The 22,868-nt window shown below is 53.3% G+C and carries 25 protein-coding genes; 17 read left to right on the top strand and 8 right to left on the bottom strand.

Translation table 11 applies throughout. The features are described 5' to 3' along the window. Positions 1-62: 62 nt before the first annotated feature. Both hyi and gcl read right to left on the bottom strand, forming a co-directional pair. Positions 63-842, bottom strand: a complete 780-nt coding sequence (gene hyi, locus IEV29_RS14555) for a hydroxypyruvate isomerase (RefSeq protein ID WP_188382051.1) — start codon at positions 840-842, stop codon at positions 63-65. 4 nt (positions 843-846) lie between these two features. Beyond that, positions 847-2,616, bottom strand: coding sequence for a glyoxylate carboligase (gene gcl, locus IEV29_RS14550; RefSeq protein WP_188382050.1), 1,770 nt, complete (start codon positions 2,614-2,616; stop codon positions 847-849). Positions 2,617-2,738: 122 nt separating this feature from the next. On the opposite strand from gcl, the gene IEV29_RS14545 reads away from it, so the two are divergent. Continuing rightward, complete coding sequence (locus IEV29_RS14545) at positions 2,739-3,644, top strand: LysR family transcriptional regulator (protein WP_188382049.1); 906 nt, start codon at positions 2,739-2,741, stop codon at positions 3,642-3,644. An 82-nt stretch (positions 3,645-3,726) separates the two neighbouring features. Here the strand turns inward: IEV29_RS14545 and pntB are convergent, their stop codons facing one another. The 4 genes from pntB to IEV29_RS14525 all read right to left on the bottom strand — a co-directional run bounded on the left by pntB (position 3,727) and on the right by IEV29_RS14525 (position 7,601). Beyond that, entirely contained in the window at positions 3,727-5,133 is a 1,407-nt protein-coding gene (gene pntB / locus IEV29_RS14540) for a Re/Si-specific NAD(P)(+) transhydrogenase subunit beta (RefSeq protein ID WP_188382048.1), read from the bottom strand. A gap of 14 nt (positions 5,134-5,147) precedes the next feature. Beyond that, positions 5,148-6,755 (bottom strand): Re/Si-specific NAD(P)(+) transhydrogenase subunit alpha, encoded by a 1,608-nt coding sequence (locus tag IEV29_RS14535; protein ID WP_188382047.1) that lies wholly within the window; start codon positions 6,753-6,755, stop codon positions 5,148-5,150. A 112-nt stretch (positions 6,756-6,867) separates the two neighbouring features. After that, positions 6,868-7,230 carry an aspartate 1-decarboxylase gene (gene panD / locus IEV29_RS14530; protein WP_188382046.1) on the bottom strand — a complete coding sequence of 121 codons (363 nt, stop codon included), beginning with the start codon at positions 7,228-7,230 and terminating at the stop codon, positions 6,868-6,870. A gap of 2 nt (positions 7,231-7,232) precedes the next feature. Further along, on the bottom strand, positions 7,233-7,601 hold the full coding sequence (locus tag IEV29_RS14525) for a hypothetical protein (RefSeq protein WP_188382045.1): 369 nt from the start codon (positions 7,599-7,601) through the stop codon (positions 7,233-7,235). A gap of 1 nt (position 7,602) precedes the next feature. Between IEV29_RS14525 and IEV29_RS14520 the strand changes: the two genes are divergently transcribed. Both IEV29_RS14520 and mnmA read left to right on the top strand, forming a co-directional pair. Then, positions 7,603-8,100 carry an NUDIX hydrolase gene (locus IEV29_RS14520; protein ID WP_188382044.1) on the top strand — a complete coding sequence of 166 codons (498 nt, stop codon included), beginning with the start codon at positions 7,603-7,605 and terminating at the stop codon, positions 8,098-8,100. Then, a complete protein-coding gene (mnmA, locus tag IEV29_RS14515; RefSeq protein WP_188382043.1) occupies positions 8,093-9,211 on the top strand; it encodes a tRNA 2-thiouridine(34) synthase MnmA in 1,119 nt (372 codons plus the stop codon). Before IEV29_RS14520 ends, mnmA begins: the two co-directional genes overlap by 8 nt. Before the next feature lie 51 nt (positions 9,212-9,262). Here mnmA and IEV29_RS14510 read toward each other — a convergent pair whose 3' ends face one another. Beyond that, positions 9,263-10,192: a GGDEF domain-containing protein gene (locus IEV29_RS14510; protein ID WP_188382042.1), complete on the bottom strand. Its 930-nt coding sequence runs from the start codon at positions 10,190-10,192 to the stop codon at positions 9,263-9,265. A 167-nt stretch (positions 10,193-10,359) separates the two neighbouring features. Between IEV29_RS14510 and IEV29_RS14505 the strand changes: the two genes are divergently transcribed. The 9 genes from IEV29_RS14505 to IEV29_RS14465 all read left to right on the top strand — a co-directional run bounded on the left by IEV29_RS14505 (position 10,360) and on the right by IEV29_RS14465 (position 17,694). Then, entirely contained in the window at positions 10,360-11,994 is a 1,635-nt protein-coding gene (locus tag IEV29_RS14505) for an FMN-binding glutamate synthase family protein (protein ID WP_188382041.1), read from the top strand. A gap of 235 nt (positions 11,995-12,229) precedes the next feature. After that, on the top strand, positions 12,230-12,403 hold the full coding sequence (gene hemP / locus IEV29_RS14500) for a hemin uptake protein HemP (protein ID WP_229726438.1): 174 nt from the start codon (positions 12,230-12,232) through the stop codon (positions 12,401-12,403). Positions 12,404-12,488: 85 nt separating this feature from the next. Beyond that, positions 12,489-12,809: a hypothetical protein gene (locus tag IEV29_RS14495; protein WP_188382039.1), complete on the top strand. Its 321-nt coding sequence runs from the start codon at positions 12,489-12,491 to the stop codon at positions 12,807-12,809. A gap of 117 nt (positions 12,810-12,926) precedes the next feature. Beyond that, positions 12,927-13,148, top strand: coding sequence for a (2Fe-2S)-binding protein (locus IEV29_RS14490; RefSeq protein WP_188382038.1), 222 nt, complete (start codon positions 12,927-12,929; stop codon positions 13,146-13,148). Positions 13,149-13,158: 10 nt separating this feature from the next. Further along, entirely contained in the window at positions 13,159-13,854 is a 696-nt protein-coding gene (locus IEV29_RS14485) for an energy transducer TonB (RefSeq protein WP_188382037.1), read from the top strand. 13 nt (positions 13,855-13,867) lie between these two features. Continuing rightward, on the top strand, positions 13,868-14,599 hold the full coding sequence (locus IEV29_RS14480) for a MotA/TolQ/ExbB proton channel family protein (protein WP_188382036.1): 732 nt from the start codon (positions 13,868-13,870) through the stop codon (positions 14,597-14,599). Then, positions 14,599-15,009 (top strand): ExbD/TolR family protein, encoded by a 411-nt coding sequence (locus IEV29_RS14475; RefSeq protein WP_188382035.1) that lies wholly within the window; start codon positions 14,599-14,601, stop codon positions 15,007-15,009. Before IEV29_RS14480 ends, IEV29_RS14475 begins: the two co-directional genes overlap by 1 nt. Before the next feature lie 254 nt (positions 15,010-15,263). Beyond that, positions 15,264-15,740 (top strand): bacterioferritin, encoded by a 477-nt coding sequence (gene bfr / locus IEV29_RS14470; RefSeq protein ID WP_188382034.1) that lies wholly within the window; start codon positions 15,264-15,266, stop codon positions 15,738-15,740. 610 nt (positions 15,741-16,350) lie between these two features. Beyond that, positions 16,351-17,694, top strand: coding sequence for an MFS transporter (locus tag IEV29_RS14465; protein ID WP_188382033.1), 1,344 nt, complete (start codon positions 16,351-16,353; stop codon positions 17,692-17,694). Positions 17,695-17,770: 76 nt separating this feature from the next. On the opposite strand, the gene IEV29_RS14460 is transcribed toward IEV29_RS14465, so the two are convergent. Continuing rightward, positions 17,771-18,379: a glutathione S-transferase N-terminal domain-containing protein gene (locus IEV29_RS14460; protein WP_188382032.1), complete on the bottom strand. Its 609-nt coding sequence runs from the start codon at positions 18,377-18,379 to the stop codon at positions 17,771-17,773. A 207-nt stretch (positions 18,380-18,586) separates the two neighbouring features. Between IEV29_RS14460 and purB the strand changes: the two genes are divergently transcribed. The 5 genes from purB to IEV29_RS14435 all read left to right on the top strand — a co-directional run bounded on the left by purB (position 18,587) and on the right by IEV29_RS14435 (position 22,414). After that, positions 18,587-19,954: an adenylosuccinate lyase gene (purB, locus tag IEV29_RS14455; protein WP_188382031.1), complete on the top strand. Its 1,368-nt coding sequence runs from the start codon at positions 18,587-18,589 to the stop codon at positions 19,952-19,954. Positions 19,955-20,100: 146 nt separating this feature from the next. Then, a complete protein-coding gene (locus IEV29_RS14450) occupies positions 20,101-20,637 on the top strand; it encodes a cytochrome b (RefSeq protein WP_188382030.1) in 537 nt (178 codons plus the stop codon). A 45-nt stretch (positions 20,638-20,682) separates the two neighbouring features. Continuing rightward, positions 20,683-21,258, top strand: coding sequence for a YceI family protein (locus IEV29_RS14445; protein WP_188382029.1), 576 nt, complete (start codon positions 20,683-20,685; stop codon positions 21,256-21,258). 72 nt (positions 21,259-21,330) lie between these two features. Beyond that, on the top strand, positions 21,331-21,900 hold the full coding sequence (locus IEV29_RS14440; protein WP_188382028.1) for a YceI family protein: 570 nt from the start codon (positions 21,331-21,333) through the stop codon (positions 21,898-21,900). Positions 21,901-21,976: 76 nt separating this feature from the next. After that, complete coding sequence (locus IEV29_RS14435; protein WP_188382027.1) at positions 21,977-22,414, top strand: MarR family winged helix-turn-helix transcriptional regulator; 438 nt, start codon at positions 21,977-21,979, stop codon at positions 22,412-22,414. Positions 22,415-22,868 lie beyond the last annotated feature (454 nt).

Genomic DNA, 22,868 nt, shown 5'->3' with positions numbered 1-22,868 from the left:
CGAGAGCGTGAAAGTCCGATAAAAGGCATGGGCAGTCCGCAGACCGCCCATGATTTTCTTGCTTACACGCCGTGCGCAGCGCGCCAGCCCAAACCTTCAACCGTGCCGGCTTTCGGTTTGTATTCACAACCGATCCAGCCTTGGTATCCGATTTCGTCCAGATACTTGAAGAGGTAAGTGTAATTGATCTCACCCGTACCTGGTTCAAAACGGCCTGGATTATCTGCCAACTGCAGGTGTGGAATCACTTTCAGATTGTTCTTGATCGTGTTTGCCAGCTCACCTTCCATGCGTTGCATGTGATAGATGTCGTACTGGAAGAACAGATTGTCAGAACCAACTTTAGCGATGATGTCCAGCGTTTGCTTGGTGCCAGTCAAGAAGAAGCCTGGAATATCAAACGTGTTGATCGCTTCGATCAACAATGGAATACCCGCTTCTTTCAACTTCGCAGCCGCATATTTCAAGTTAGCAACCAAAGTGGCTTCTGCTTGTTCATGCGTCACGCCAGCAGGCACGATACCCGACAGGATGTTGACTTGTTTGGTACCGAGTACTTTGACGTACTCGATTGCCTTATCGACACCAGCCTTGAACTCTTCAACACGATCCGGATGGCAGGCGATACCACGCTCACCACCAGCCCAGTTACCGGCCGGCAGATTGTGCAGAACCATTTCCAGATTGTTTTCTTTCAATTTCGCCGCGACATCAGCCGCCGGGAAATCGTAAGGGAACAAGAATTCAACGCCTTTAAAGCCATTCTTTGCAGCTTGTTCAAAGCGGTCCATGAATGGAACCTCATTGAACAGCATCGTCAGATTAGCAGCCAGTTTCGTCATTGCATTACCCTTTCGCTGTCGCTACTTCGCCTTCAACGATGTCCAGGATTTCTTCGAATTCGTTGATCGCGTTGATTTCGGTACCCATCGAGATGTTGGTAACGCGCTCGAGAATGACCTCGACCACGACCGGCACCTTGAATTCCTTGATCCACTCTTGCGCCTTGCGCAGGGCAGGAGCGATTTCGTTTGGATCAAATACACGGATCGCTTTGCAACCCAGGCCTTCGGTCACCTTGACGTGGTCCACACCATACGATGCGTTCTCGGTCGAGTTGATGTTGTCGAATGCCAGCGAAACGCAGTAATCCATCGTGAACATACGTTGCGCCTGACGGATCAGACCCAGGTACGAGTTGTTCACCAACACGTGGATGTATGGCAGGTTGAACTGTGCACCAGCAGCCAATTCTTCAATCAGGAACTGGAAGTCATAATCACCGGTGATCGCAACGATTTCGCTTGCAGGGTCAGCAGCACGCACACCCAGTGCAGCAGGAACGGTCCAGCCCAATGGGCCTGCTTGGCCGCAGTTGATCCAGTTACGTTCTTTGTGCACTTGCAGGAATTGACCAGCGGCGATTTGCGACAGGCCGATGTTCGACACATAACGAGTGTTCTTGCCGAACACATTGTTCATCTCTTGATAAACACGTTGTGGCTTGATCGGGGTGTTGTCGAAATCAGTTTTACGCAGCATCGTGCGCTTGCGTTTTTGGCACTCTGCCAGCCACGCGTCACGGTTTTTCAGCTTGCCTGCAGCTTTCCATTCTTTCGCAACTTCAACCAGCAGGGTCAATGCAGCTTTTGCATCGGAAACGATACCCAGATCAGGACCGAACACGCGGCCGATCTGCGTTGGCTCGATGTCGATGTGAACGAATTTACGATCTTTGGTGAAAACGTCGATCGAACCGGTGAAACGGTTTGCCCAACGGTTACCGATACCGAATGCGAAATCCGAAGCCAGCATCGTGGCGTTGCCATAGCGATGCGAGGTTTGCAGACCAACCATACCGACCATCAACGGGTGATCGTCAGGAACGGTACCCCAGCCCATCAGGGTTGGCACGACTGGTACGTTGACCAGTTCAGCGAATTCTTGCATCAGTGCCGATGCGTCAGCGTTGATCACGCCACCGCCGGAAACCAACAATGGGCGCTCTGCTTCGTTCAACATCGCCATTGCACGCTCGATCTGCTTGCGGCTTGCTGCTGGCTTGTAGACTGGCAATGGCTCGTACAGATCCGGATCGAATTCGATTTCGGCAACTTGCACGTCGAATGGCAGATCGATCAGCACAGGACCAGGACGGCCCGAACGCATGATGTGGAATGCTTGCTGGAACACTTGTGGAACCAGGGCTGGTTCACGGACCATGACCGACCATTTGGTCACTGGCTTGGAGATCGATTCGATATCGACAGCCTGGAAGTCTTCCTTGTGAACGCGCGCACGTGGTGCCTGACCCGTGATGCACAGAATCGGGATCGAGTCAGCTTGCGCCGAGTACAGACCTGTAACCATGTCGGTACCGCCAGGACCCGAGGTCGCCAGTGCAACACCGATATTGCCTGCTTTGGCACGGGTGTAGCCTTCGGCCATGTGGGTTGCTGCTTCTACGTGACGAGCCAATACGTGAGCAATCGTGCCGTTCTTTTGCAATGCCGAATAAAACGGATTGATCGCTGCGCCCGGAACGCCGAACGCCTGATCAATACCCTCTTTCTGCAAGACCCAGGCTGCTGCCTGAGCTGCGGTCATCTTTGCCATCAAAACCTCCAGTGAATGAAATTTTTACTAATGCGAATTTTTTACAGGTACGTATACTAATTGCTATGCAATAATTTGAGAATAGAACATTTGTTTAACCAATTAAATACTTCAGGTATCGAATGGATAAGCTCAAACAGATCGAGGCTTTTACCACTGCCGTTGACCAAGGAAGCTTTGCGGCCGCCGCTTTGGCATTGCAAGTCACGCCTGTAATGGTCGGTCGGCGCATCGATACGCTGGAGAAACGCCTGGGCGTTCGCCTGCTCCATCGTTCGACCCGGCGCCTGGCCCTGACAGAGGAAGGCTCGGTCTACCTCGAACATTGCAAAAGACTGATCAGCGAGCTCGATCTTGCGGAAAGCGCCATTTCGGAAGGTCGCCATAAGGTGACCGGCCATTTGATCGTATCCGCACCCGCTTCTTTCGGCCGCCAGCATGTGGCGCCTTATGCCCCGGAATTTCTTTTGCAGCATCCGGATTTGAAAATGTCGTTCAACCTGACCGACCGGGTCGTCGATCTGGTACAGGAAGGCTATGACATGGGGATACGTATCGGCGGCAACATCGAGCCCAACTTCGTTGCCGTCAAACTGGCGTCCAACAAACGCGTCGTGTGTGGCACGCCGGAATATTTCCGGCAACACGGCAAGCCAAAGACGCTGGACGACCTCTCCAAGCATAATTGTCTTGCCTTCAACTTGCAAGGCGGTCAGCAACGTGGCTGGTACTTCCATCATCGCGGCAAGACCGTCTCCGTCCGCGTCGATGGCAGTCTGGACTGCAACGACGGTGAATTGCTGCACCGCTGGATGACGGAGGGCCTCGGTATTGCGTGGCGTTCAATGTGGGAAATTCAAAGCCAACTGGAAAATGGCACGCTGGAAACCGTGCTCGACGATTACGCGATTCCCGAGTACGACATCATGGCGGTTTATCCACAGCAACGAAACGTACCAGCCAAAGTCCGGCTTTTTATTGGTCATTTGCAAGCCATGTACGACCAACCGGGTTATTGGAGCCGTTAATACACAAACGAACAACCGATCAACTGCTTCAGCCAATAAAAAAGCCCGCGTAAGCGGGCTTTTTTGATCAGGCCAGAAAAACTTAGCCTTTGAGCGTTGCCAGGACTTCATCCAGCATCTTCTTCGCATCGCCGAACAACATGCGATTGTTTTCTTTGTAGAACAGTGGATTGTCGACACCAGCGTAGCCCGAAGCCATCGAACGCTTCATGACAATCGTGGTTTCTGCTTTCCAGACTTCCAGAACCGGCATGCCGGCAATCGGGCTGTCCGGATCATCCTGTGCATCCGGGTTCACGATATCGTTCGCGCCGATGACCATGACAACGTCGGTATCCGGAAAGTCTTCGTTGATTTCATCCATTTCCAGCACGATGTCGTACGGCACTTTTGCTTCGGCCAACAGCACGTTCATGTGACCAGGCATACGACCGGCAACCGGGTGAATCGCAAAACGCACGTTGACTTTCTTTTCACGCAGGAACTTGGTGATTTCATTCACGGTGTGCTGTGCTTGCGCAACAGCCATACCGTAACCTGGAACGATCACAACGCTTTTCGCTTCGCGCAGCAGTTCAGCCGTTTCTTGTGCCGTCACAGGCGTCGCTTCACCAACCTGTTCTTTCGCAGCGCCACCAGCCTTTGGTGCACCACCGCCGAAACCACCAGCGATCACGCTGAAGAAGTTACGGTTCATTGCCTTGCACATGATGTACGACAGAATCGCACCCGACGAACCAACCAGTGCGCCAGTCACGATCAGCAGATCGTTGCTCAGCATGAAGCCGGTTGCCGAAGCAGCCCAGCCCGAATAGCTGTTGAGCATCGACACCACGACCGGCATATCCGCACCACCGATGGCCATGACCATGTGAATACCGAACAGCAGCGCGATGATGGTCATGATGATCAGCGGGGTCATGCCTTCCGACACGGTTTCTGCCTGGATGAACTGGGCACCGAAGTAGATCACGATCACCAGCAAACCAAGATTGAGCCAGTGACGCGCTGGCAGCATCAGCGGTTTGCCGCCGATCTTGCCGTTCAGTTTGCCGAAAGCGATCAGCGAACCGGAGAAGGTCACCACACCAATCAGGATGCCGATATAGATTTCGACGTCATGAATGGTTTTTTCTGCGCCTTCGAAATGCAGCGACGGATCGACATAGCTGGCGAAACCGACCAGTGCTGCAGCCAGACCGACGAAGCTGTGCATCAATGCAACCAGCTCCGGCATTTCGGTCATTTTGACGACCTTGGCTGCGTACAGACCGATTGCGCCACCGACGACCAGCGCGATGATGATCCATGCGTAGCCGTCAGCGGTAACGCGTGGACCAAACACGGTCGCCAGCACGGCGATTGCCATACCGATCATGCCGTACAGGTTGCCACGGCGCGAGGTTTCCGGGTGCGACAAGCCGCCCAGACTGAGAATGAACAGAATTGTTGCTCCGATGTAGGAGACAGTAGCCAGATTTGCAGACATTGGGAGTCTCCTTCTTAATTCTTACGGAACATGTCGAGCATGCGACGGGTAACGGCAAAACCACCGAACATGTTGATGGCGGTCAGGACGATGCCAAGGGCAGCCATGACTTTGATCAGCATTTCAGGGCGCGTAATACCATCCGCCAGCGGAGGTGCAACCTGTACCAGCGCACCGATCACGATGATCGACGAGATGGCGTTGGTTACGCTCATGAGCGGGGTATGCAGTGCCGGCGTCACATTCCAAACGACCATGTAGCCGATGAAACAACCCAATACGAATACCGTCAGATGGCCGAGGAACGCGCTAGGCGCACCAAAGCCGATCAAACCGAACAACAAGGTTGCAAATGCGAACATGACGACCACACGTGTCGGCGACGATACGGTCGTGCTTGGACCATGGCCATGCGCTGGCGCAGGTGCGGCCGCAGCAGGCTTCGGTTGTGCAGGCGCAGCCGACAACTTCGGTGCTGGCGGCGGCCAGGTCACATTGCCCTGATCGATGACGGTCGTGCCACGCACGACTTCGTCTTCCATGTTCATCTTGATCGCAGCAGCACCTTCGCCGGCAGGATCAACGCTCTTGGTCTTGATCAGATCTTCCGAGAGACGGAACAGGTTGGTTGCATACAGCGTCGATGCCGTCTTGGCCAGACGCGTCGGCAGATCCTTGTAACCAATGATGGTGACGCCATGCACGGTCGTCACTTCGCCCGGAACGGTCAGTTCGCAGTTACCGCCCTGCTCCGCTGCCAGGTCGACGATGACCGAACCCGGCTTCATCGACTGGACCATTTCTGCCGTGATCAGCTTCGGTGCCGGTTTGCCTGGAATCAGCGCCGTCGTGATGATGATGTCAACTTCCTTGGCTTGCTGCGCAAAGGTTTCGCGCTGCGCCTTCTGGAATTCTTCCGACATCACCTTGGCGTAACCACCGGTCCCGGCACCGTCTTCTTCGTAGTCAACCGCGATGAACTCGCCGCCCATCGAAATGATCTGGTCGGCAACTTCCTTGCGCGTATCGTTGGCACGAACAATCGCGCCCAGATTGGCAGCGGTACCGATTGCAGCCAGACCGGCCACGCCCGCACCGATCACGAAGACCTTGGCCGGCGGTACTTTACCTGCAGCCGTGATCTGACCAGTGAAGAAGCGACCGAATGCATTGGCGGCTTCAATAACCGCACGGTAACCGGCGATGTTGGCTTGCGAAGACAAGGCATCCATCTTCTGCGCACGCGAGATACGTGGCACGGAATCCATGGCCAGCACGGTTGCTTTTTTAGCAGCCAGCTTTTCCATCAATTGCGGATTTTGCGCAGGCCAGATGTAGCTGACCAGCGTACCGCCGTCTTTCAGCAGGCCGACTTCTTCTTCGTTCGGACCACGCAGTTTGAAAACGATGTCAGCCTTGGACCAGACTTCAGCAGCACTGCCGAGAATTTCTGCACCGGCTTCGCGGTATTCATCGTCACTGATATTCGAGGCTGCGCCGGCACCGGTTTCCACAGCGATGGCATAACCTTGCTTGATGAGCTTTTGTACAACCTCAGGGACGGTTGCAACACGTGTTTCGCCGGGGAATGTTTCCCGCGGCACTCCTATCACTAAAGACATAACTTCTCTCTTAAGTTGTTTAAATTCTTTTTCTGACGCGACCGGCACATACATAAAAACCCGGTTCTAGCTGCTAGGAAGCGCGACCGGGTTTGTCTGGTGCTGCAACTGACTACTGCTGCTTCAGTCCCGTAATGCGATTATGTTCATCAACAAAAACAATCTTGGGCTCGTAGGTTTCAATTTCCTCGTCGCTCATCGGTCCATATGTACAGATGATGAGCAAATCACCCAGATGTGCGCGCCGCGCAGCCGCGCCATTCAGGGAAATCTCGCCGGTACCCTTTGCGCCCTTGATGGCGTAGGTGGAGAAACGCTCGCCATTGTTGACGTTGTACAGCTCAATTTTCTCGCCGACCTTGATATCGGCCGCGTTCAGCAGGTCTTCGTCAATACCGCACGAACCTTCATAATGCAGATCAGCCTGCGTCACCGTTGCGCGGTGAATCTTGGCTCTGAGCATGATGCGCTGCATAGTTATTCCGTTTTGCTAAAAATTCGCCAGAAGCCATTTGCAGGCATCTGAGCAATCAAATTCATGGTTAGCGGCACACGCTCTTCTATAGAGCGCAGCACTTCATTTCGCGACGTTGCCAAAATCGGTGTGCAAGTGCCCATTAAAACACGCATCACAATGTCGCAAATTGGCGATTTTGTAAGCTTCGTGTCAAGAACCGCCAAGAAATGAACCGGCAAGGATACGACCAAATCTCGGACAAGCAAAGGATTTAAGGCAATTTTTCGTAAAAAAACATGCGATTTCTTTTGAAAAACTTGCCACAAACCGCACAGGAACGGCAATTTTTGCTGGCGCAGGCTAGAATAGCGGGCTATTCCGAAAGCCAATATGTCTGATATCTGGAAACCATCCGTTACCGTCGCCGCCGTCATGGAACGTGAAGGCCGCTTTTTGCTGGTTGAAGAAGAAACCAGTGAAGGCGTGCGATTCAACCAGCCTGCCGGACATCTGGACCCGAGCGAATCGCTGGAGCAAGCCGTCTCGCGCGAAGCAATGGAAGAAACCGCGCACGAGTTCACGCCGACTGGCTTGATCGGCATTTACATGTCGCGTTACGTTTCCGCCCGAACCGGCAAGGACATTACCTATCTGAGCTTTACCTTCTGCGGTGAAGTGGGTGCCCAGCATGATCAACCGCTGGATGTGGGCATCCTGCGCGCGGTCTGGATGACCTACGACGAAATGATGGCTTGCCGGGACAAGCATCGCAGCCCATCCGTCATGCAACGTGTGGATGACTATCTGGCCGGCAAGCGCATGCCCCTGTCCTATCTGATTACGCACTCTTCCGTCTACGATGTTCCGCACGAGGCACTCAATGGCTAAGAAGCGTGTCGTCATCGGCATGTCCGGCGGTGTCGATTCGTCTGTTTCTGCCTGGCTGCTGAAGGAACAAGGTTATGAGGTCATCGGCCTGTTCATGAAGAACTGGGAAGACGATGACGATTCCGAGTATTGCTCGACGCGCCAGGACTGGATTGATGCAGCCAGCGTCGCCGATGTGGTCGGCGTGGACATCGAAGCGGTCAACTTCGCCGCCGAATACAAAGATCGCGTGTTCGCCGAGTTTCTGCGCGAGTACGAGGCCGGCCGTACGCCCAATCCCGATGTGCTGTGCAATGCAGAAATCAAATTCAAGGCGTTTCTGGATCATGCGGTCTCGCTGGGCGCCGATCTCATCGCGACCGGCCATTACGCACGCGTCCGTGAAGTAACCAGCGGTCCGGATGCCGGTCAGGTTCAATTGCTCAAGGCCGTCGATGCCAGCAAGGATCAAAGTTATTTCCTGCATCGCCTGAATCAAGCGCAACTGGCAAAAACACTGTTCCCGCTCGGTGAAATCAAAAAGACCGAGGTTCGCAAGATCGCCGAGCAACTCAAATTGCCGAATGCAACCAAGAAAGATTCGACCGGCATCTGCTTTATTGGCGAACGCCCGTTTCGCGAGTTTCTGAATCGCTACTTGTCCTATCAGCCGGGCCCGATGAAAACGCCGGACGGCACTGTCGTTGGCGAACACGTCGGTCTGAGCTTTTATACCCTGGGGCAGCGCAAGGGTATCGGCATTGGCGGCATGAAGACACACCGCAATGCAGATGGCACCAGTGATGCATGGTATGTCGCACGCAAGGATGTGGTCAACAACACGCTCTATGTTGTGCAGGGACACGATCATCCATGGCTGCTGTCGTCCGAACTGCATGCGGGTCAGATGAGCTGGATTGCCGGCACCCCACCGACGGATGAAGCGCTGTTTGCCAAGACTCGTTATCGCCAGGCAGATGTTGATTGCCGTCAGCACACCAGTGCAGACGGCTTTTCACTCGCATTTTCGACACCGCAGTGGGCTGTGACGCCAGGGCAGTCTGCCGTGCTGTATCAGGGCGATGTCTGCCTCGGCGGCGGGATTATCGACACCAGCAACGCCATTGCCTGATCCACAAAAATAAAGCCGTCTGATGACGGCTTTATTTTTTGATTGCAGCACTCATCGCCCGTCGCTGGCAATGCAGTTGCGTCCTTTTTGCTTGGCTGCATACAAGCGACGATCCACTGCGTCGATGAATGAAGAAATCGAATCCTGATGCGTCGGGATGATTGCACCGACACCCATGCTGATCGTCAGAATCTGGCTCACGGCAGACTGCGCATGCGCAATTTGCTCCTTGAAGATCAGATTGCGACAACGCTCTGCCACCTTGACTGCGGATGCCTCATCGGTCTCCGGCAATACCAGCATGAATTCTTCGCCGCCAAAGCGCGCAAAAAAGTCGCGAGACCGGGTCGCCGCCGATGCCAACGTCTTGGCAACACGTTGCAGACACTGATCGCCCTGAATATGTCCATAGCAATCGTTGTACTGTTTGAAGTAATCGATATCGATGATGATCAGTGCAAGCGGCCGGTTATTGCGACGTGCGTTGCTCCACTCCAGCTCCATCACCGAATCGAACATGCGCCGATTGGCAACACCCGTCAATCCGTCCTTGAACGATAAGGCCTCCAACTCCTTCTGCAGATCAATCAGCTTGGCTTCCGTCTTTTTGCGCTCGCTGATATCAAACATGAAGCCAATCAGCGCTTCGACCTCGCCCGCATCGTTGCGCACGACATGCACCACATCGCGAATCCAGACGTAATCACCATCTTTGGTCAGGGCGCGGTAATCCGCCTCATGATCCGCGCCTTCCTTGGATTGGGAAATACAGAAATTGACTACTTGTTCGCGATCTTCTTCATGAATTCGCTCGGCCCAATCCTGCACGCTGACCCAGCTCTCGACAGACCAGCCCAGCACCCTTTCAATCTGCGGACCGATGTAGGCAAACTGCATGGTTCGCCAGTCGAGCTTCCATGGAATCGCCTTGGTCGATTCCAGCAATGTTTTGTACACCGCACTATCCGCTTCTATCTTCATAGCCTTTTGCTCACCAATGAAATGATCGCGGCACTTGTGGCGTGCCGAACCAGATTGTGAACAAGCATACGCTGATCAGAACGAAGTTGTGGTGCGGCAATTTTTTTTAACGTTGTACACTGTCGCTTTCCAGCGTCACCCAGATGATGCGCAATTCAGGAGATGCGATGCGTTTTTTGCCCATACGCTATGTCGCGATGGCGATTGCTGTTGTACTTTTTGTTGCGTCCCTTGCCAGTGTCCTGCTATTTAACAGCGGCTGGTGGCTGCTTCTGGCTTCCGGCGCACTGACCTTGCTTGGCATCATGGACATGCGTCAGAAGAATCATGCCCTGCTACGCAATTATCCGATCCTCGCGCATTTCCGCTACTTGTTTGAATCGGTCCGTCCCGAAATTCGCCAGTATTTTCTGGAAGAAGATGCCGCCGCGCATCCGTTCTCGCGCAACCAGCGTTCGCTGGTCTATCAACGCGCAAAGCAGGATATCGATAAGCGTCCTTTCGGCACCCAGTACGATGTTTATCAAAGCGATTACGAATGGATCAACCACTCGATTCAACCGAGCAAGGTAGGGTCCCACGATTTCCGGATCACAATTGGTGGTGATCGCGCCCAACCGTATTCCGCAAGCGTATTCAACATCTCGGCCATGAGTTTTGGCTCACTGTCCGCCAACGCCATTCGCGCCTTGAACCAGGGTGCGCAAATTGGTCGCTTTATGCACGATACCGGCGAAGGCAGCATCAGTCGCTATCACCGCCCGGAACAATCAGGAGAGCCGGGCGGCGATCTGGTCTGGGAAATCGGTTCCGGCTACTTTGGTTGCCGCGATGAGAAAGGCAATTTTTCCCCAGAACAATTCACACGCAATGCCACGCTGTCGCAAGTGAAGATGATCGAGATCAAACTCTCGCAAGGCGCCAAGCCTGGCCATGGGGGTATGCTGCCCGGTGCCAAGGTGACCAAAGAGATTGCCGAAGCACGTGGCATTCCTGAAGGTATTGACTGCATTTCGCCCTCGTCCCATTCCGCTTTTGATAGCCCGATCGGTTTGCTGCAGTTTGTCGAACAATTGCGCACGCTGTCTGGCGGCAAGCCCACTGGCTTCAAGCTTGCCATCGGCCATCCGTGGGAATTTTTTGGCATCGTCAAAGCGATGATGGAAACCGGCATCACGCCGGACTTCATTGTGATTGATGGCGGCGAAGGAGGGACCGGCGCGGCGCCAGTTGAGTTTACCGACCACGTCGGCATGCCGCTGCAGGAAGCCTTGCTCCTTGTGCATAACACCCTCGTTGGCGCGAAATTGCGCGACAAGATCAAGCTAGGCGCCTCTGGCAAGATTGTCAGTGCTTTCGATATCGTGCGCACGATTGCGCTCGGTGCCGACTGGTGCAACTCCGCGCGCGGTTTTATGTTTGCACTGGGATGTATTCAGTCCCAAAGCTGCCACACCGACCGCTGCCCGACGGGCATCGCCACACAGGATACGCTGCGACAACGCGCGCTGGTCGTGCCCGACAAGGCACAACGCGTTGCCAATTTCCATCAGAACACGCTGAAAGCGCTGGCTGAGTTGATTGCCGCAGCAGGATTGACCCATCCCTCGGATTTGAAACCGCATCACCTTGTGCGTCGCGTGTCTGCCAATCAGGTCAAACTGGCCTCGGCGCTGTTGCCTTATCTGGAGCCCGGTCAGCTATTAAGTGAAGCCGAAGCAGGCTCCACCAGCACGCTGCCAGAAGTCTTTGCGCGCTACTGGCCGATCGCACAGGCCCATTCCTTTAACCCGCTGAACTGAACCCAACCCGCTCCAAAACGCGCCAGACTGGCGCGTTTTTTCTTTTGGACATCGCTTTGAGAGCCTTGACTGGCAAGGTGTTGCGCCAGATCCATGTTGTTCACACTTTCTTACTAAGTAGTGGCCACAAATCCGTAAAAATCCTTGCATTCCTCATTTAGTTGGACAATAATCTAAACAAGAATTGTTCTCATTTAATAAAGAGGATATAATGACGATCACGGCACAACGCAATATGCAGGAAAACCGGTTATCCGCACCCCGTGCACGCACGGCAGCAGACAAACCTATCGAGCGCATCAACAGTCGCGATTTGTTTCAGCAAATGCGCGAAGTGGAAATTGCCCATGAAGGTCGCATCTATCGCCTTCGCCTGACGCAATTGAACAAACTGATTTTGACGGCTTAAGAAATATCCGCGATTCCTGCAAGCCAGCCTGCACAACAATCATCTTGTTGCGCCAGCCAGCAGACCAACCTACAAGGAGAGTTTGATGGCAATCGAAAAGGCTTACCAGGCATTGCGCGAACCGAATAAGGCTTCGGCACAACCGGAGTTGCTGGTCTCGGCAGTCCTGCACCTGATGTCGCAGTACACAGCCAACAACCAGGAAAGTGCAGCATGTATCAAGCTGGCATCGGTTATTGAGCGCCATTTGAAAGCGCTGGCGGAGTTACCAGATCTGGCACCTGTTCTGCGAGCGACATGCCAGCAGCTTTCGGAACAGTGGGGGACGGTAGTGGAACGTGCAATGCCGCCACCGGAAAGGTTCAGCATTCTGACGCGCCTGGTAGCAGGCAGTCGAATGAACTGAATCGAGCAGAATGAATACAGGAATACCCGGATGCCGGCCTTAAGCCGGCATCGCACATAAAAAGAACTACCCTTTTTGGCTTTGTTAACCTACAACGTAGACGGCAAGAGGCATCGAATGATTGTTTGTGTTTGCAGCAATGTTTCGGACAGGAAAATTCGGCAGGCGGTTGATGGCGGACTGACACGGATGTCAGAATTACGCGATCAGCTGGAAGTCGGCACGTGTTGCGGGAAATGCAACTCCTGCGCAAAAAACATTTTGCGTGAATGTCTGGCCAATGCGCAACCAAACGCTGTGCAGCCGATCATGTTCCACACACAAGCAATGGCCGCATAAGCACTACTCTATGAATGCATTACCAATGTCGTTGTCAGCACCTTCGCAAAACCCACAACTCGCTCTGCAATTAAGAAGGTACCTTCCTCTCATAATTGTTATCGCCTTGCACGTCGGCTTGTTCTACGCGCTACGCGGCGGTCTTGTTCATCAAGTTGCACAAACCCTGCCGCGCGAAATCATTGCAAGCTTCGTCACACTGGAACCACCGCCAGAACCCAAACCGCAGCCTGCTCCGCCAAAGACCGTGCCTGTCGTGAAAAAACCGGTGGCGCAACCAAAGCCACGTCCGGTGATCAGCGAGAAGCCTGCAGAAAAAGCCATTACTGAAGAAGTCCCGCCAGAAGCGCCGCAACAGGAATCGAAAGAACCGCCGGCCGTCTTCACGCCGCCGGCCCCTGCTGCGCCAGCCGCGCCAGCATTGCCAAAGACGATCTCCGGTGTTTCCTACATTAATGCCCCGCGTCCGGTATATCCTCCACTGGACGCACGGATGGGCAATGAAGGTACCGTGACGCTACGCGTGCTGATCAATGAAAAAGGCAAGGCAGAACGTATCGAGATTCAGAAATCTTCCGGCTCGTTGCGGATGGATGACGCGGCTCGTGACGCCGTCATGCGTGCCCTGTTCAAACCTTATATCGAGGATGGCAGACCGACGCCTGCGTTTGCCATCGTACCGATCAATTTCACGTTAAATAGATAAAGAAGGAAAAATCATGGAAGCAGTTAATCCGTATGGTCTCGAGAGTTTGTGGGCTCAAGGCGACATCATCATCAAGACGGTCGCCGTGCTGTTGGTCGTGATGTCGATCGCCTCATGGTACGTCATCATCAGCAAAGCCATTCAGCTGTTCCAGTATCGTCGCGCAGCGCATGCTGCCGGTCACGAATTCTGGGATGCGACCAGCCTGGAAGAAGGCAAGGCAACCCTCGGCCATAACAACCCGTTTGCGGAAATCGCGGAAGCCGGCACCACGGCAATGCGTCACCACGAAGCACACAAAGGCCATCTGCACGATCAATTGTCGACCAGTGACTGGATCACGCTGTCGCTGCGTCAAGGCATCGATGAATCTGCGGCCAAGCTGCAAGCTGGCATGGCGGTGCTCGCATCGGTAGGCTCAACTGCACCGTTTGTCGGCCTGTTCGGTACCGTCTGGGGCATTTACCATGCACTCGTGGCAATCGGCACCTCCGGCCAAGCCAGTATTGATAAAGTTGCCGGTCCGGTTGGTGAAGCACTGATCATGACCGCCATCGGTCTGGCGGTCGCGATTCCTGCAACCTTCGGCTACAACGCGCTGGTTCGCGGCAACAAATCGCTAATCGCAAAAATGAACAAGTTCGGCTTTGATCTGCATGCCCTGTTCGTGACCGGCGCACGTGCCAATGATGCCGGTACGCCAAATGGTGCAGGAAAAAAGCTGGTGGCAGTCGGAGGTAAATAATGGCAATGGGCTCCCTGTCCGAAGAGGACGATTTCAACCCCGAGATCAACACCACGCCGCTGGTCGACGTGATGCTGGTGCTGCTGATCATCTTCATCATCACCATTCCTGTGATGAATCATGCGGTCAAACTGGATCTGCCACGCGCAGCCAGCCAGCCGAATGATGTCAAGCCGGAGACCATCAGCCTGTCGATTGATGCGGAAGGCACCGTATTCTGGAACGGTGACTCCATCAATGAAGCGGATCTGGCAGCACGCATCGCCGATGCCGCAAAAACGGAACCACAACCTGAACTGCACCTGCATGCCGCTCGTACAACACAGTATGAAAAGGTGGCGCAAGTCATGTCTGCAGCACAGGCTGGCGGTCTGACCAAGATGGGTTTTGTGACGGAAACGCCGAAGTAATCCCTTTCAGTCTGCCCGACAAAAACGCGCTCCGGCCATGTGCCTCGGCGCGTTTTTTATCGCACGTCAGTTCGACAAGGAAGGGGCGCCAGCCCGCATCCCTACTTACTTGAAGCAATCGAAACACGAACGATTCCTGCTAACAAAATGCAGTCAAAATGATACAAGATCGCCCTTCTTCAACTATCATGGGCGCCTGAATCCATGCATGGACTTTTCCTGCATCCAACGCTTTCACCAGAATAGAGGCTCCCATGAAAGGCGACACCAACGTCCTGAAGCTGCTCAACGCGCAGCTCACCAACGAACTCACCGCAATCAATCAGTACTTCCTGCATGCACGCATGTACAAGCATTGGGGCTTTGAAAAGATCGCGAAGAAAGAGTACGAAGAATCGATTGGCGAAATGAAACACGCCGACAAGCTGATCGATCGTATTCTGATGCTCGACGGTCTGCCTAATCTGCAAGCACTGCACAAGCTGATGATCGGCGAAACCACGCCGGAAATGCTGAACTGCGATCTGGGTCTGGAAAAAGCCGCGCAGAAAACCGTGAAAGAAGGCATCGCTGCCTGCGAAGCGGTAGGCGACTATGTTTCGCGCGAACTGTTTCAGTACATCCTGGACGACACCGAAGAGCATATCGACTGGCTCGAAACACAGCTCGACCTGATCGAAAAAATCGGCATCCAGAACTATCTGCAAGCGCAGATGATGGAAGGCGAATAATTTTTTTGATTGCCTGGCAGTTTACGCATGAAAATACGCGCCGTTATACACCCCTTGGATGCGTAACTTTCAATAGAGCAATGCTCCTCCGAGGGGCGCTTTGAGTCAGTAGCAGTTCCCTGACTGGCCGCACAAATTTCCAGCGTCCGAAACTTCCCTTTTCGACACAGGCCGTCGTCGAAAACATCCAGGGGATGCGGGTTAGTCACACCTCACCAGTACGATATTCCCTATGGTGATGAAGTTACCCAGCATAGTAGAGTAAGTCGCAAACCCAAATGGCTAGTGCGGTACACGCTAGTTACTCAAGCAACTGCCCACCTCCACTTCCTGTAAGTGTCGTTATAACCATGCCTACTTAGTTTTCTAGACTAACTAGCCGTGATGGATTTTTGCTCAAGGAATGGACCAAATCCACACAAGGTCGCATTTCCAAAAACTTCAAATGAAAATTATTGAAGTTTAATTTTTTGACGAAATCATGCTTCGTCAAAATTGTCATAATTCAGATCTGCAATTTGGCAAGATTTTCAAAAATCGGCCTCACTCGGTCCTGCCAGCGATTTTTGGTTATCCTGTGCCATTCAAAAATTATCGATAGGCAAGTCATATGTCAGCTTCACCAGCAGTCACATCAACACAACACAATCTTCGCCGATCGATTTCCAACACCCTCAAGGGCTCAGCCGGCAATTTGGTGGAGTGGTATGACGTTTACGTCTACTCCGTTTTTGCCACCTATTTTGAAACCCAATTTTTTTCCCCTGACGACAAAAATGCCACCCTGTACGTGTGGGCGATTTTTGCCATGACTTTCTTGATGCGACCATTAGGCGCTTGGTACTTTGGGCGATTTGCCGATCGCTATGGTCGCCGTCTGGCACTGACCGTCTCTGTGACAATGATGGCCGCGTGCTCCTTTATCATTGCGGTCACTCCCTCTGCTGCAACGATTGGTGCCACGGCAGCCGTCATTTTATTGTTGGCTCGTTTGGTTCAAGGTTTTGCGACCGGTGGCGAATACGGTACCAGTGCCACTTATATGTCTGAGGCAGCAATCCCCGGTCGGCGCGGATTTCTTTCATCATTCCATTACGTCACGCTGGTAGGCGGACATGTCTTGGCGCAAGCTGTGTTGCTGTTCATGTTGAGCTTTTTTGATAAAGGCGCAATTTCTGATTGGGGCTGGCGCGTGGCTTTTGGCTTGGGCGGGGTGGGCGCGATTGTGGTGTTCTGGTTGCGCCGAACCATGGATGAATCCCTTTCTCCTGAACAAATTGCCAAAGCACGGGAAGGCAAGGCCCAACAAACAGGTTCGCTGCGTGAGTTGTTCGTGAATCAATGGCGCCCCTTACTGCTGTGTTTCCTAGTAACCGCCGGCGGCACCATCGCTTTTTACACTTACTCTGTGACCGGTCCGAAGATGATTCAAAGTGCCTTCTCTGGCGGCGATGTCATGACCGGCACCATTATCAATTTGGCGGCATTGATTGTGCTGATGGTGATGCAACCAGTAGGGGGGTGGCTCTCTGATATCGTAGGCCGAAAATCGTTGTTGGTCTTCTTTGGTATTGGAGGCGTTCTCTATACCTGGTATTTGGTGCAGTACTTGCCACAACAGACGCATTGGGCATCTGCGTTTTTGGTATTGACGGTGGGCTTTGTGATTTTGACGGGCTATACCTCGATCAATGCAGTGGTGAAAGCCGAACTCTTCCCAACTCATATCCGTGCTTTAGGGGTCGGTTTGGGCTACGCTCTGGCCAATTCCGCTTTTGGCGGTACCGCCCCCTTGTTCTACCAGGCAGCGCTTAAGAGTGATCATGTCTCGACGTTTGTCATCTATGCGACCGTGATGATGTTTATCTCCCTGATTGTTTATGCCTTCTTCTTGCCTAAGCAAGGCGACAACTGGCTCGATAACGAACAAGGCATGACGAATAAAATGCGCTAATTTATCTCACAGCGCCTTATACCGAGAACAAAAAAGGACGCCTCGGCGTCCTTTTCTATTTTCCAGAAACCACTGCTTATTGCGGCAGCGTTTCCTTGAACGACTGACGTTCGCTCAGGCGCTCAAACAGCTTTTCAAGATTCGGGTGATCGGCACGCCATTTGATTTCAGGAAAACGGAAATCCAGCCAGCCCAATGCACAACCAACTGCAACATCAGCGAGGCTGTAGTGCGTGCCGCCACAGAAGGTCTTGTCTTTCAGGCCGTCCGCCATTGCCTGCAAGCCTCCCGTCACCTTGGCCATCTGGCGATCAACCCAGGCCTGGCTACGCTGCTCTTCCTTGCGCAAGGTTTTTTCCAGGCGGATCAGCAAACCCGCATCCTGCACACCGTCCGCCAGCGCTTCCCAGCATTTGATTTCAGCACGTTCACGGCCATTCGGCGGAATCAGTTTGCCGACCGGCGTCAGCGTGTCCAGATATTCGACAATGACACGTGAATCGAACATGGCGCCACCGTCTTCCATCACGAGGCAAGGCACTTTACCCAGCGGATTCGAATGCTGAATCGTGGTGTCCGCGGCCCAGACATTGTCGAGTACCAGCTCGTAGTCAAGGCGTTTCTCCTGCATCACGATGCGAACCTTGCGGACGAAAGGACTACCAAGGGAACCAATCAGTTTCATGATGTACCGCTTCAAAAATCGGAAGGCGATTATACCGCGCCGCCTCTGGAAAATGACCTCTTGCTCCGTACGGGGTCGTGCAGTTTTGCAACGGGAGCACCGTGGTGCGGTGGTAGAATAACGCCTTGCTTTTTACGCCCGCCAAACGCTTACCAGCACGCGCGGACGCCCTGTTCATTCACGCTATCGCGTTCAACGCTCAACATCATGTCGCTTTCCACCCTTTCCGCTCTGTCGCCACTGGATGGCCGCTACGCCAGCAAGACAGACAAGCTGCGCCCTATCCTGTCCGAATCCGGCTTCATGCATCACCGCGTCAAGGTCGAAATCGCCTGGCTGCAAGCCTTGTCGTCAGCCGGCTTTGCCGAAATCAAACCATTCTCGGCAGAAGCCAATGCGCGTCTGATCAAACTGACCACGGATTTCACGGAAGCCGATGCACAGCGCATCAAGGACATCGAGGCGGTCACCAATCACGACGTCAAAGCCGTTGAGTACTGGCTCAAAGAACAAGTCAAGGATGTGCCGGAACTGGTTGCCGCGACCGAATTCATTCACTTTGCCTGCACGTCGGAAGACATCAACAACACGTCGCACGGCATGATGATCAAGGCAGCACGCAATGATGTGTTGTTGCCCGCCTTGCAAACCATCATCGACAAACTCACGCAACTCGCGCATGAAAATGCCGATCTGCCAATGATGTCGCGCACGCACGGCCAACCTGCCAGCCCGACCACGCTCGGCAAGGAAATGGCGAACGTCGTTGCCCGCCTCAAGCGCGCGAGTGATCGCATTGCCAATGTGCAAATTCTCGGCAAGATGAACGGTGCCGTCGGCAACTTCAATGCGCATTTGTCCGCGTATCCAGAAACTGACTGGCAAGCCTTTTCCAAAGACGTGATCGAAAACCGTCTTGGCCTGACATTCAACCCGTACACCATCCAGATCGAGCCGCACGATTACATGGCAGAACTGTTCGATGCGATTGCACGCACCAACACCATCCTGCTGGATCTGAATCGCGACATCTGGGGTTACATCGCGCTTGGCTACTTCAAGCAAAAGACCAAGGCAGGCGAAATCGGTTCATCGACCATGCCACACAAAGTCAATCCAATCGATTTCGAGAACTCGGAAGGCAATCTGGGCATGGCCAATGCCGTGCTCAAGCACATGGCGGAAAAACTGCCTGTATCGCGCTGGCAGCGCGATCTGACCGACTCCACCGTGCTGCGCAATATCGGCGTTGGTTTCGGTTATGCCGTTCTCGCGTATGACAGCTGCCTGCGCGGCCTGAACAAGCTGGAAGTCAATCCGGAACGCATCGCCCAGGATCTGGACGATACCTGGGAAGTACTGGCCGAACCGGTACAAACCGTCATGCGTCGCTACGGCATCGAGAATCCGTACGAGCAGTTGAAAGAACTGACGCGTGGCAAAGGCATCTCGAAAGACGATATGCGCGCCTTCATCACCACCTTGGACATCCCTCAGGATGCCAAGGATCAGTTGCTGGCGATGACGCCGGCCAGCTATATCGGCTACGCCAGCAAGCTGGCACGCGACATCTAAGCCGCCCAGAACATAGAAAGCGTTCAGGCAACTTACTGCACGTTGCCTTGTCAGAAGCTGTGCAATGAACCAATACCAAGGTTTGCTGCACAGCTTCTTTTATTTTGCTATATTAGTTCTAGTTAGAACTTTTTGCGAATTCGACCATGCGCGCATCCACCACTCGCTACAGCCTGCCCGCCATCGCGCTGCACTGGCTGATCGCGCTTGCCATCATCGGCACCTTCTTTCTTGGCTGGACCATGGCCGACATTCCAGGCATCACACCAACCAAACTCAAATATTATTCGTGGCATAAATGGGCTGGCGTCACGATCTTCGGGCTGGCATGCCTGCGTCTGTTGTGGCGTCTGATCCATCAGCCACCTGCCTACGACCGCAACATGCCTCAATGGCAGCAGAACGCCGCACACGGCGCACATGCCCTGCTCTACTTTCTGATCTTTGCCATTCCGCTCACTGGCTATTTCTACAGCCTCGCGGCCGGCATTCCCGTCACTTATCTCGGCATCTGGCCAATGCCGGTCTGGATCGGTCCCGACCCTGAATTGCGCAACATACTCAAGTTGGCGCATTACTGGCTGAACATGCTGCTGCTTGGCGTGTTCGTGCTTCACGTGCTCGCCGTCGCCAAGCACCAGTTCATTGATCGGGATCGCACGCTGCAACGCATGCTTCCCTGATACACACTTTCAACCGTTATCGTTCCTCAATCGAAAGGATCACGCATGTTCACCCAATCACTTTCCGGCAAACCGACTCGCTGGCTTGTTATTGCTGCGGCAGCCATCGCGTTGCCAGCACTCGCTGCAACCGCACTCAAAACTGATGTAGCAAAAAGCAAAGTCACCATCACCTTCAAGCAAATGAATGTGCCGGTCGATGCGCAATTCAAGAAATTCAACGCAGCGATCAGCTATGACGCAGCCACGCCGGAAAACTCCAAAGCCAACGTTGATATCGACGTCACCAGCTTCGATCTGGGCGATCCGATGTACAACCAGGAAGTACAGAAGAAGGAATGGTTCAACACCGCACAATTTCCCAAAGCCACGTTTGCCTCCACCCAGATCAAGGCCGGCGCAGCAGGCAAACTGGATGTGACCGGCAAGCTCACCATCAAGGGCAAGAGCAGCGACGTCAGTTTTCCTCTCACCGTAAAAAAAGAAGGCACAGCACACGTGTTTGAAGGCACCTTGCCGATCAAGCGTCTGACATACGGCATCGGTGATGGCGAATGGAAAGACACCAGCATCGTGGCAGATGATGTGTCGATCAAGTTCCGTGTCGTCGCCGCACCGTAAATCCGAACAAGAATCTTCACCTGCAACACGCACTACACCAACTCAACCTAAAACCACATCAGGAGTGTTTACATGAAAAAGCAACTTGCCCTGTTCTGCCTGTTGGCAGCCTCTGTCACTGCAGCATCGGCACAAACCTATAACATCGAACCGGGCCACACCTACCCCAGCTTTGAAGCCGACCACATGGGCATTTCCTTCTGGCGCGGCAAGTTCAACAAAACCAGCGGTACCGTCACGCTGGATCGTGCCGCCAAGACCGGTACGCTGGATATCGCCATCGATGCGTCGTCCATCGATTTCGGCCATGAGAAAATGAATGAACATGCACGCAACAAAGATATGTTCAATGTCGAGCAGTTTCCAACCATTACCTACAAGAGCAAAACGATTAAATACAAAGGCGACGCACCGGCAGAAGTCGATGGCGAGCTGACCTTGCTGGGTGTAACCAAACCAGTCAAGCTGAACATCGACAAGTTCAAATGCATTCAGCATCCAATGCTCAAGCGTGAAGTCTGCGGTGCCAATGCAACCGCCACGTTCAATCGTAGCGATTTTGGTTTGAACTACGCGCTGAACTACGGCTTCTCGCCTGAAGTGAAACTGGCCATCCAGGTCGAAGCACTCAAGGCAGACTAAGTCGTTTTGCTTGCCTGATCACAAAAGGCCGACATACGATGTCGGCCTTTTCCATTCATCGCCGTGAAAGAATCTCATGGGTGAACGTTATCTTCGCAGTGTGCGTCTGCTCGCCGAATGCTATCAGGCGTTTGAGCGACATGCCGCCGCTAACATCCGCTGCCGTACCGGGCTAACGCCTGCGCAGTTCGACATCATTGCCACTCTCGGCAATACACCCGGCATGAGTTTCAAGGAGCTAGGTGAAAAAACACTGATTACCAAGGGCACGCTGACTGGCGTCGTGGATCGGCTGGAAGCAAGCGGTCTGGTTGTACGCACAATACAACAAGAGGATCGACGCAGCACCATCGTGCGCCTGACAGATGCCGGCGAGAAGGAATTCGAGCGCGTCTTTACGCCGCACATCGCCCATTGCAAACAGCCATTTGCAAATTACAGTGAAGCCGATTTTGATACGCTTGAATACGAACTAGGTAAGTTACATGCTCATCTGACCAACAATAAAACGTAATGCGCTCATCTTTGCTTGGCCGCATTTTCCACTGCATTTTGCCCTCACTTTTGACTTGCTTTTTCATTTAAGAAAATAAACTCAATAAAAACATAGGGTTGCAAGTTAAGAAATTGTTATATATTATCCAGCCTCATGGGTGTTTTTAGCATGGTGCTATAAACAGGTTTTGCGTCGGTCGGGCCGCCACGCGGAGAGTACGCATGCCTATACCCATAGCCATTGGCTTTCACGCCATCTATTTGTCTGATTCCATCTCGCGAGTCAGCAATTTTTCCTCCCAACGTGTAAATCGATTTTCCGCCGCTAACGCTGCTTTCTAGCAGCTTGTAGTCGTTCGCCTAGCCCAATCGTCGGCTGGCAGGCTCGCGCCCGAAAGAATCGAATCCATATGTTTTCTATTGCAATCATCGCAATAGAAGTTATTTGCATATCGCATCGGAAAGGAGGAAAT

Origin of the sequence: Oxalicibacterium faecigallinarum, assembly GCF_014635705.1 — a bacterium.
In the GTDB taxonomy this organism is placed as follows: domain Bacteria; phylum Pseudomonadota; class Gammaproteobacteria; order Burkholderiales; family Burkholderiaceae_D; genus Oxalicibacterium; species Oxalicibacterium faecigallinarum.
Note: the sequence above shows the minus strand (reverse complement) of the source record. Positions and strands in the feature narration are given on the sequence as shown.

Excerpts from the sequence above, each read along its gene's own strand:
- hyi (WP_188382051.1), bottom strand. The coding sequence starts at position 842 with ATGACGAAACTGGCTGCTAATCTGACGATGCTGTTCAATGAGGTTCCA.
- gcl (WP_188382050.1), bottom strand. The coding sequence starts at position 2,616 with ATGGCAAAGATGACCGCAGCTCAGGCAGCAGCCTGGGTCTTGCAGAAA.
- IEV29_RS14545 (WP_188382049.1), top strand. The coding sequence starts at position 2,739 with ATGGATAAGCTCAAACAGATCGAGGCTTTTACCACTGCCGTTGACCAA.
- pntB (WP_188382048.1), bottom strand. The coding sequence starts at position 5,133 with ATGTCTGCAAATCTGGCTACTGTCTCCTACATCGGAGCAACAATTCTG.
- IEV29_RS14535 (WP_188382047.1), bottom strand. The coding sequence starts at position 6,755 with ATGTCTTTAGTGATAGGAGTGCCGCGGGAAACATTCCCCGGCGAAACA.
- panD (WP_188382046.1), bottom strand. The coding sequence starts at position 7,230 with ATGCAGCGCATCATGCTCAGAGCCAAGATTCACCGCGCAACGGTGACG.
- IEV29_RS14520 (WP_188382044.1), top strand. The coding sequence starts at position 7,603 with ATGTCTGATATCTGGAAACCATCCGTTACCGTCGCCGCCGTCATGGAA.
- mnmA (WP_188382043.1), top strand. The coding sequence starts at position 8,093 with ATGGCTAAGAAGCGTGTCGTCATCGGCATGTCCGGCGGTGTCGATTCG.
- IEV29_RS14510 (WP_188382042.1), bottom strand. The coding sequence starts at position 10,192 with ATGAAGATAGAAGCGGATAGTGCGGTGTACAAAACATTGCTGGAATCG.
- IEV29_RS14505 (WP_188382041.1), top strand. The coding sequence starts at position 10,360 with ATGCGTTTTTTGCCCATACGCTATGTCGCGATGGCGATTGCTGTTGTA.
- hemP (WP_229726438.1), top strand. The coding sequence starts at position 12,230 with ATGCAGGAAAACCGGTTATCCGCACCCCGTGCACGCACGGCAGCAGAC.
- IEV29_RS14495 (WP_188382039.1), top strand. The coding sequence starts at position 12,489 with ATGGCAATCGAAAAGGCTTACCAGGCATTGCGCGAACCGAATAAGGCT.
- IEV29_RS14490 (WP_188382038.1), top strand. The coding sequence starts at position 12,927 with ATGATTGTTTGTGTTTGCAGCAATGTTTCGGACAGGAAAATTCGGCAG.
- IEV29_RS14485 (WP_188382037.1), top strand. The coding sequence starts at position 13,159 with ATGAATGCATTACCAATGTCGTTGTCAGCACCTTCGCAAAACCCACAA.
- IEV29_RS14480 (WP_188382036.1), top strand. The coding sequence starts at position 13,868 with ATGGAAGCAGTTAATCCGTATGGTCTCGAGAGTTTGTGGGCTCAAGGC.
- IEV29_RS14475 (WP_188382035.1), top strand. The coding sequence starts at position 14,599 with ATGGCAATGGGCTCCCTGTCCGAAGAGGACGATTTCAACCCCGAGATC.
- bfr (WP_188382034.1), top strand. The coding sequence starts at position 15,264 with ATGAAAGGCGACACCAACGTCCTGAAGCTGCTCAACGCGCAGCTCACC.
- IEV29_RS14465 (WP_188382033.1), top strand. The coding sequence starts at position 16,351 with ATGTCAGCTTCACCAGCAGTCACATCAACACAACACAATCTTCGCCGA.
- IEV29_RS14460 (WP_188382032.1), bottom strand. The coding sequence starts at position 18,379 with ATGAAACTGATTGGTTCCCTTGGTAGTCCTTTCGTCCGCAAGGTTCGC.
- purB (WP_188382031.1), top strand. The coding sequence starts at position 18,587 with ATGTCGCTTTCCACCCTTTCCGCTCTGTCGCCACTGGATGGCCGCTAC.
- IEV29_RS14450 (WP_188382030.1), top strand. The coding sequence starts at position 20,101 with ATGCGCGCATCCACCACTCGCTACAGCCTGCCCGCCATCGCGCTGCAC.
- IEV29_RS14445 (WP_188382029.1), top strand. The coding sequence starts at position 20,683 with ATGTTCACCCAATCACTTTCCGGCAAACCGACTCGCTGGCTTGTTATT.
- IEV29_RS14440 (WP_188382028.1), top strand. The coding sequence starts at position 21,331 with ATGAAAAAGCAACTTGCCCTGTTCTGCCTGTTGGCAGCCTCTGTCACT.
- IEV29_RS14435 (WP_188382027.1), top strand. The coding sequence starts at position 21,977 with ATGGGTGAACGTTATCTTCGCAGTGTGCGTCTGCTCGCCGAATGCTAT.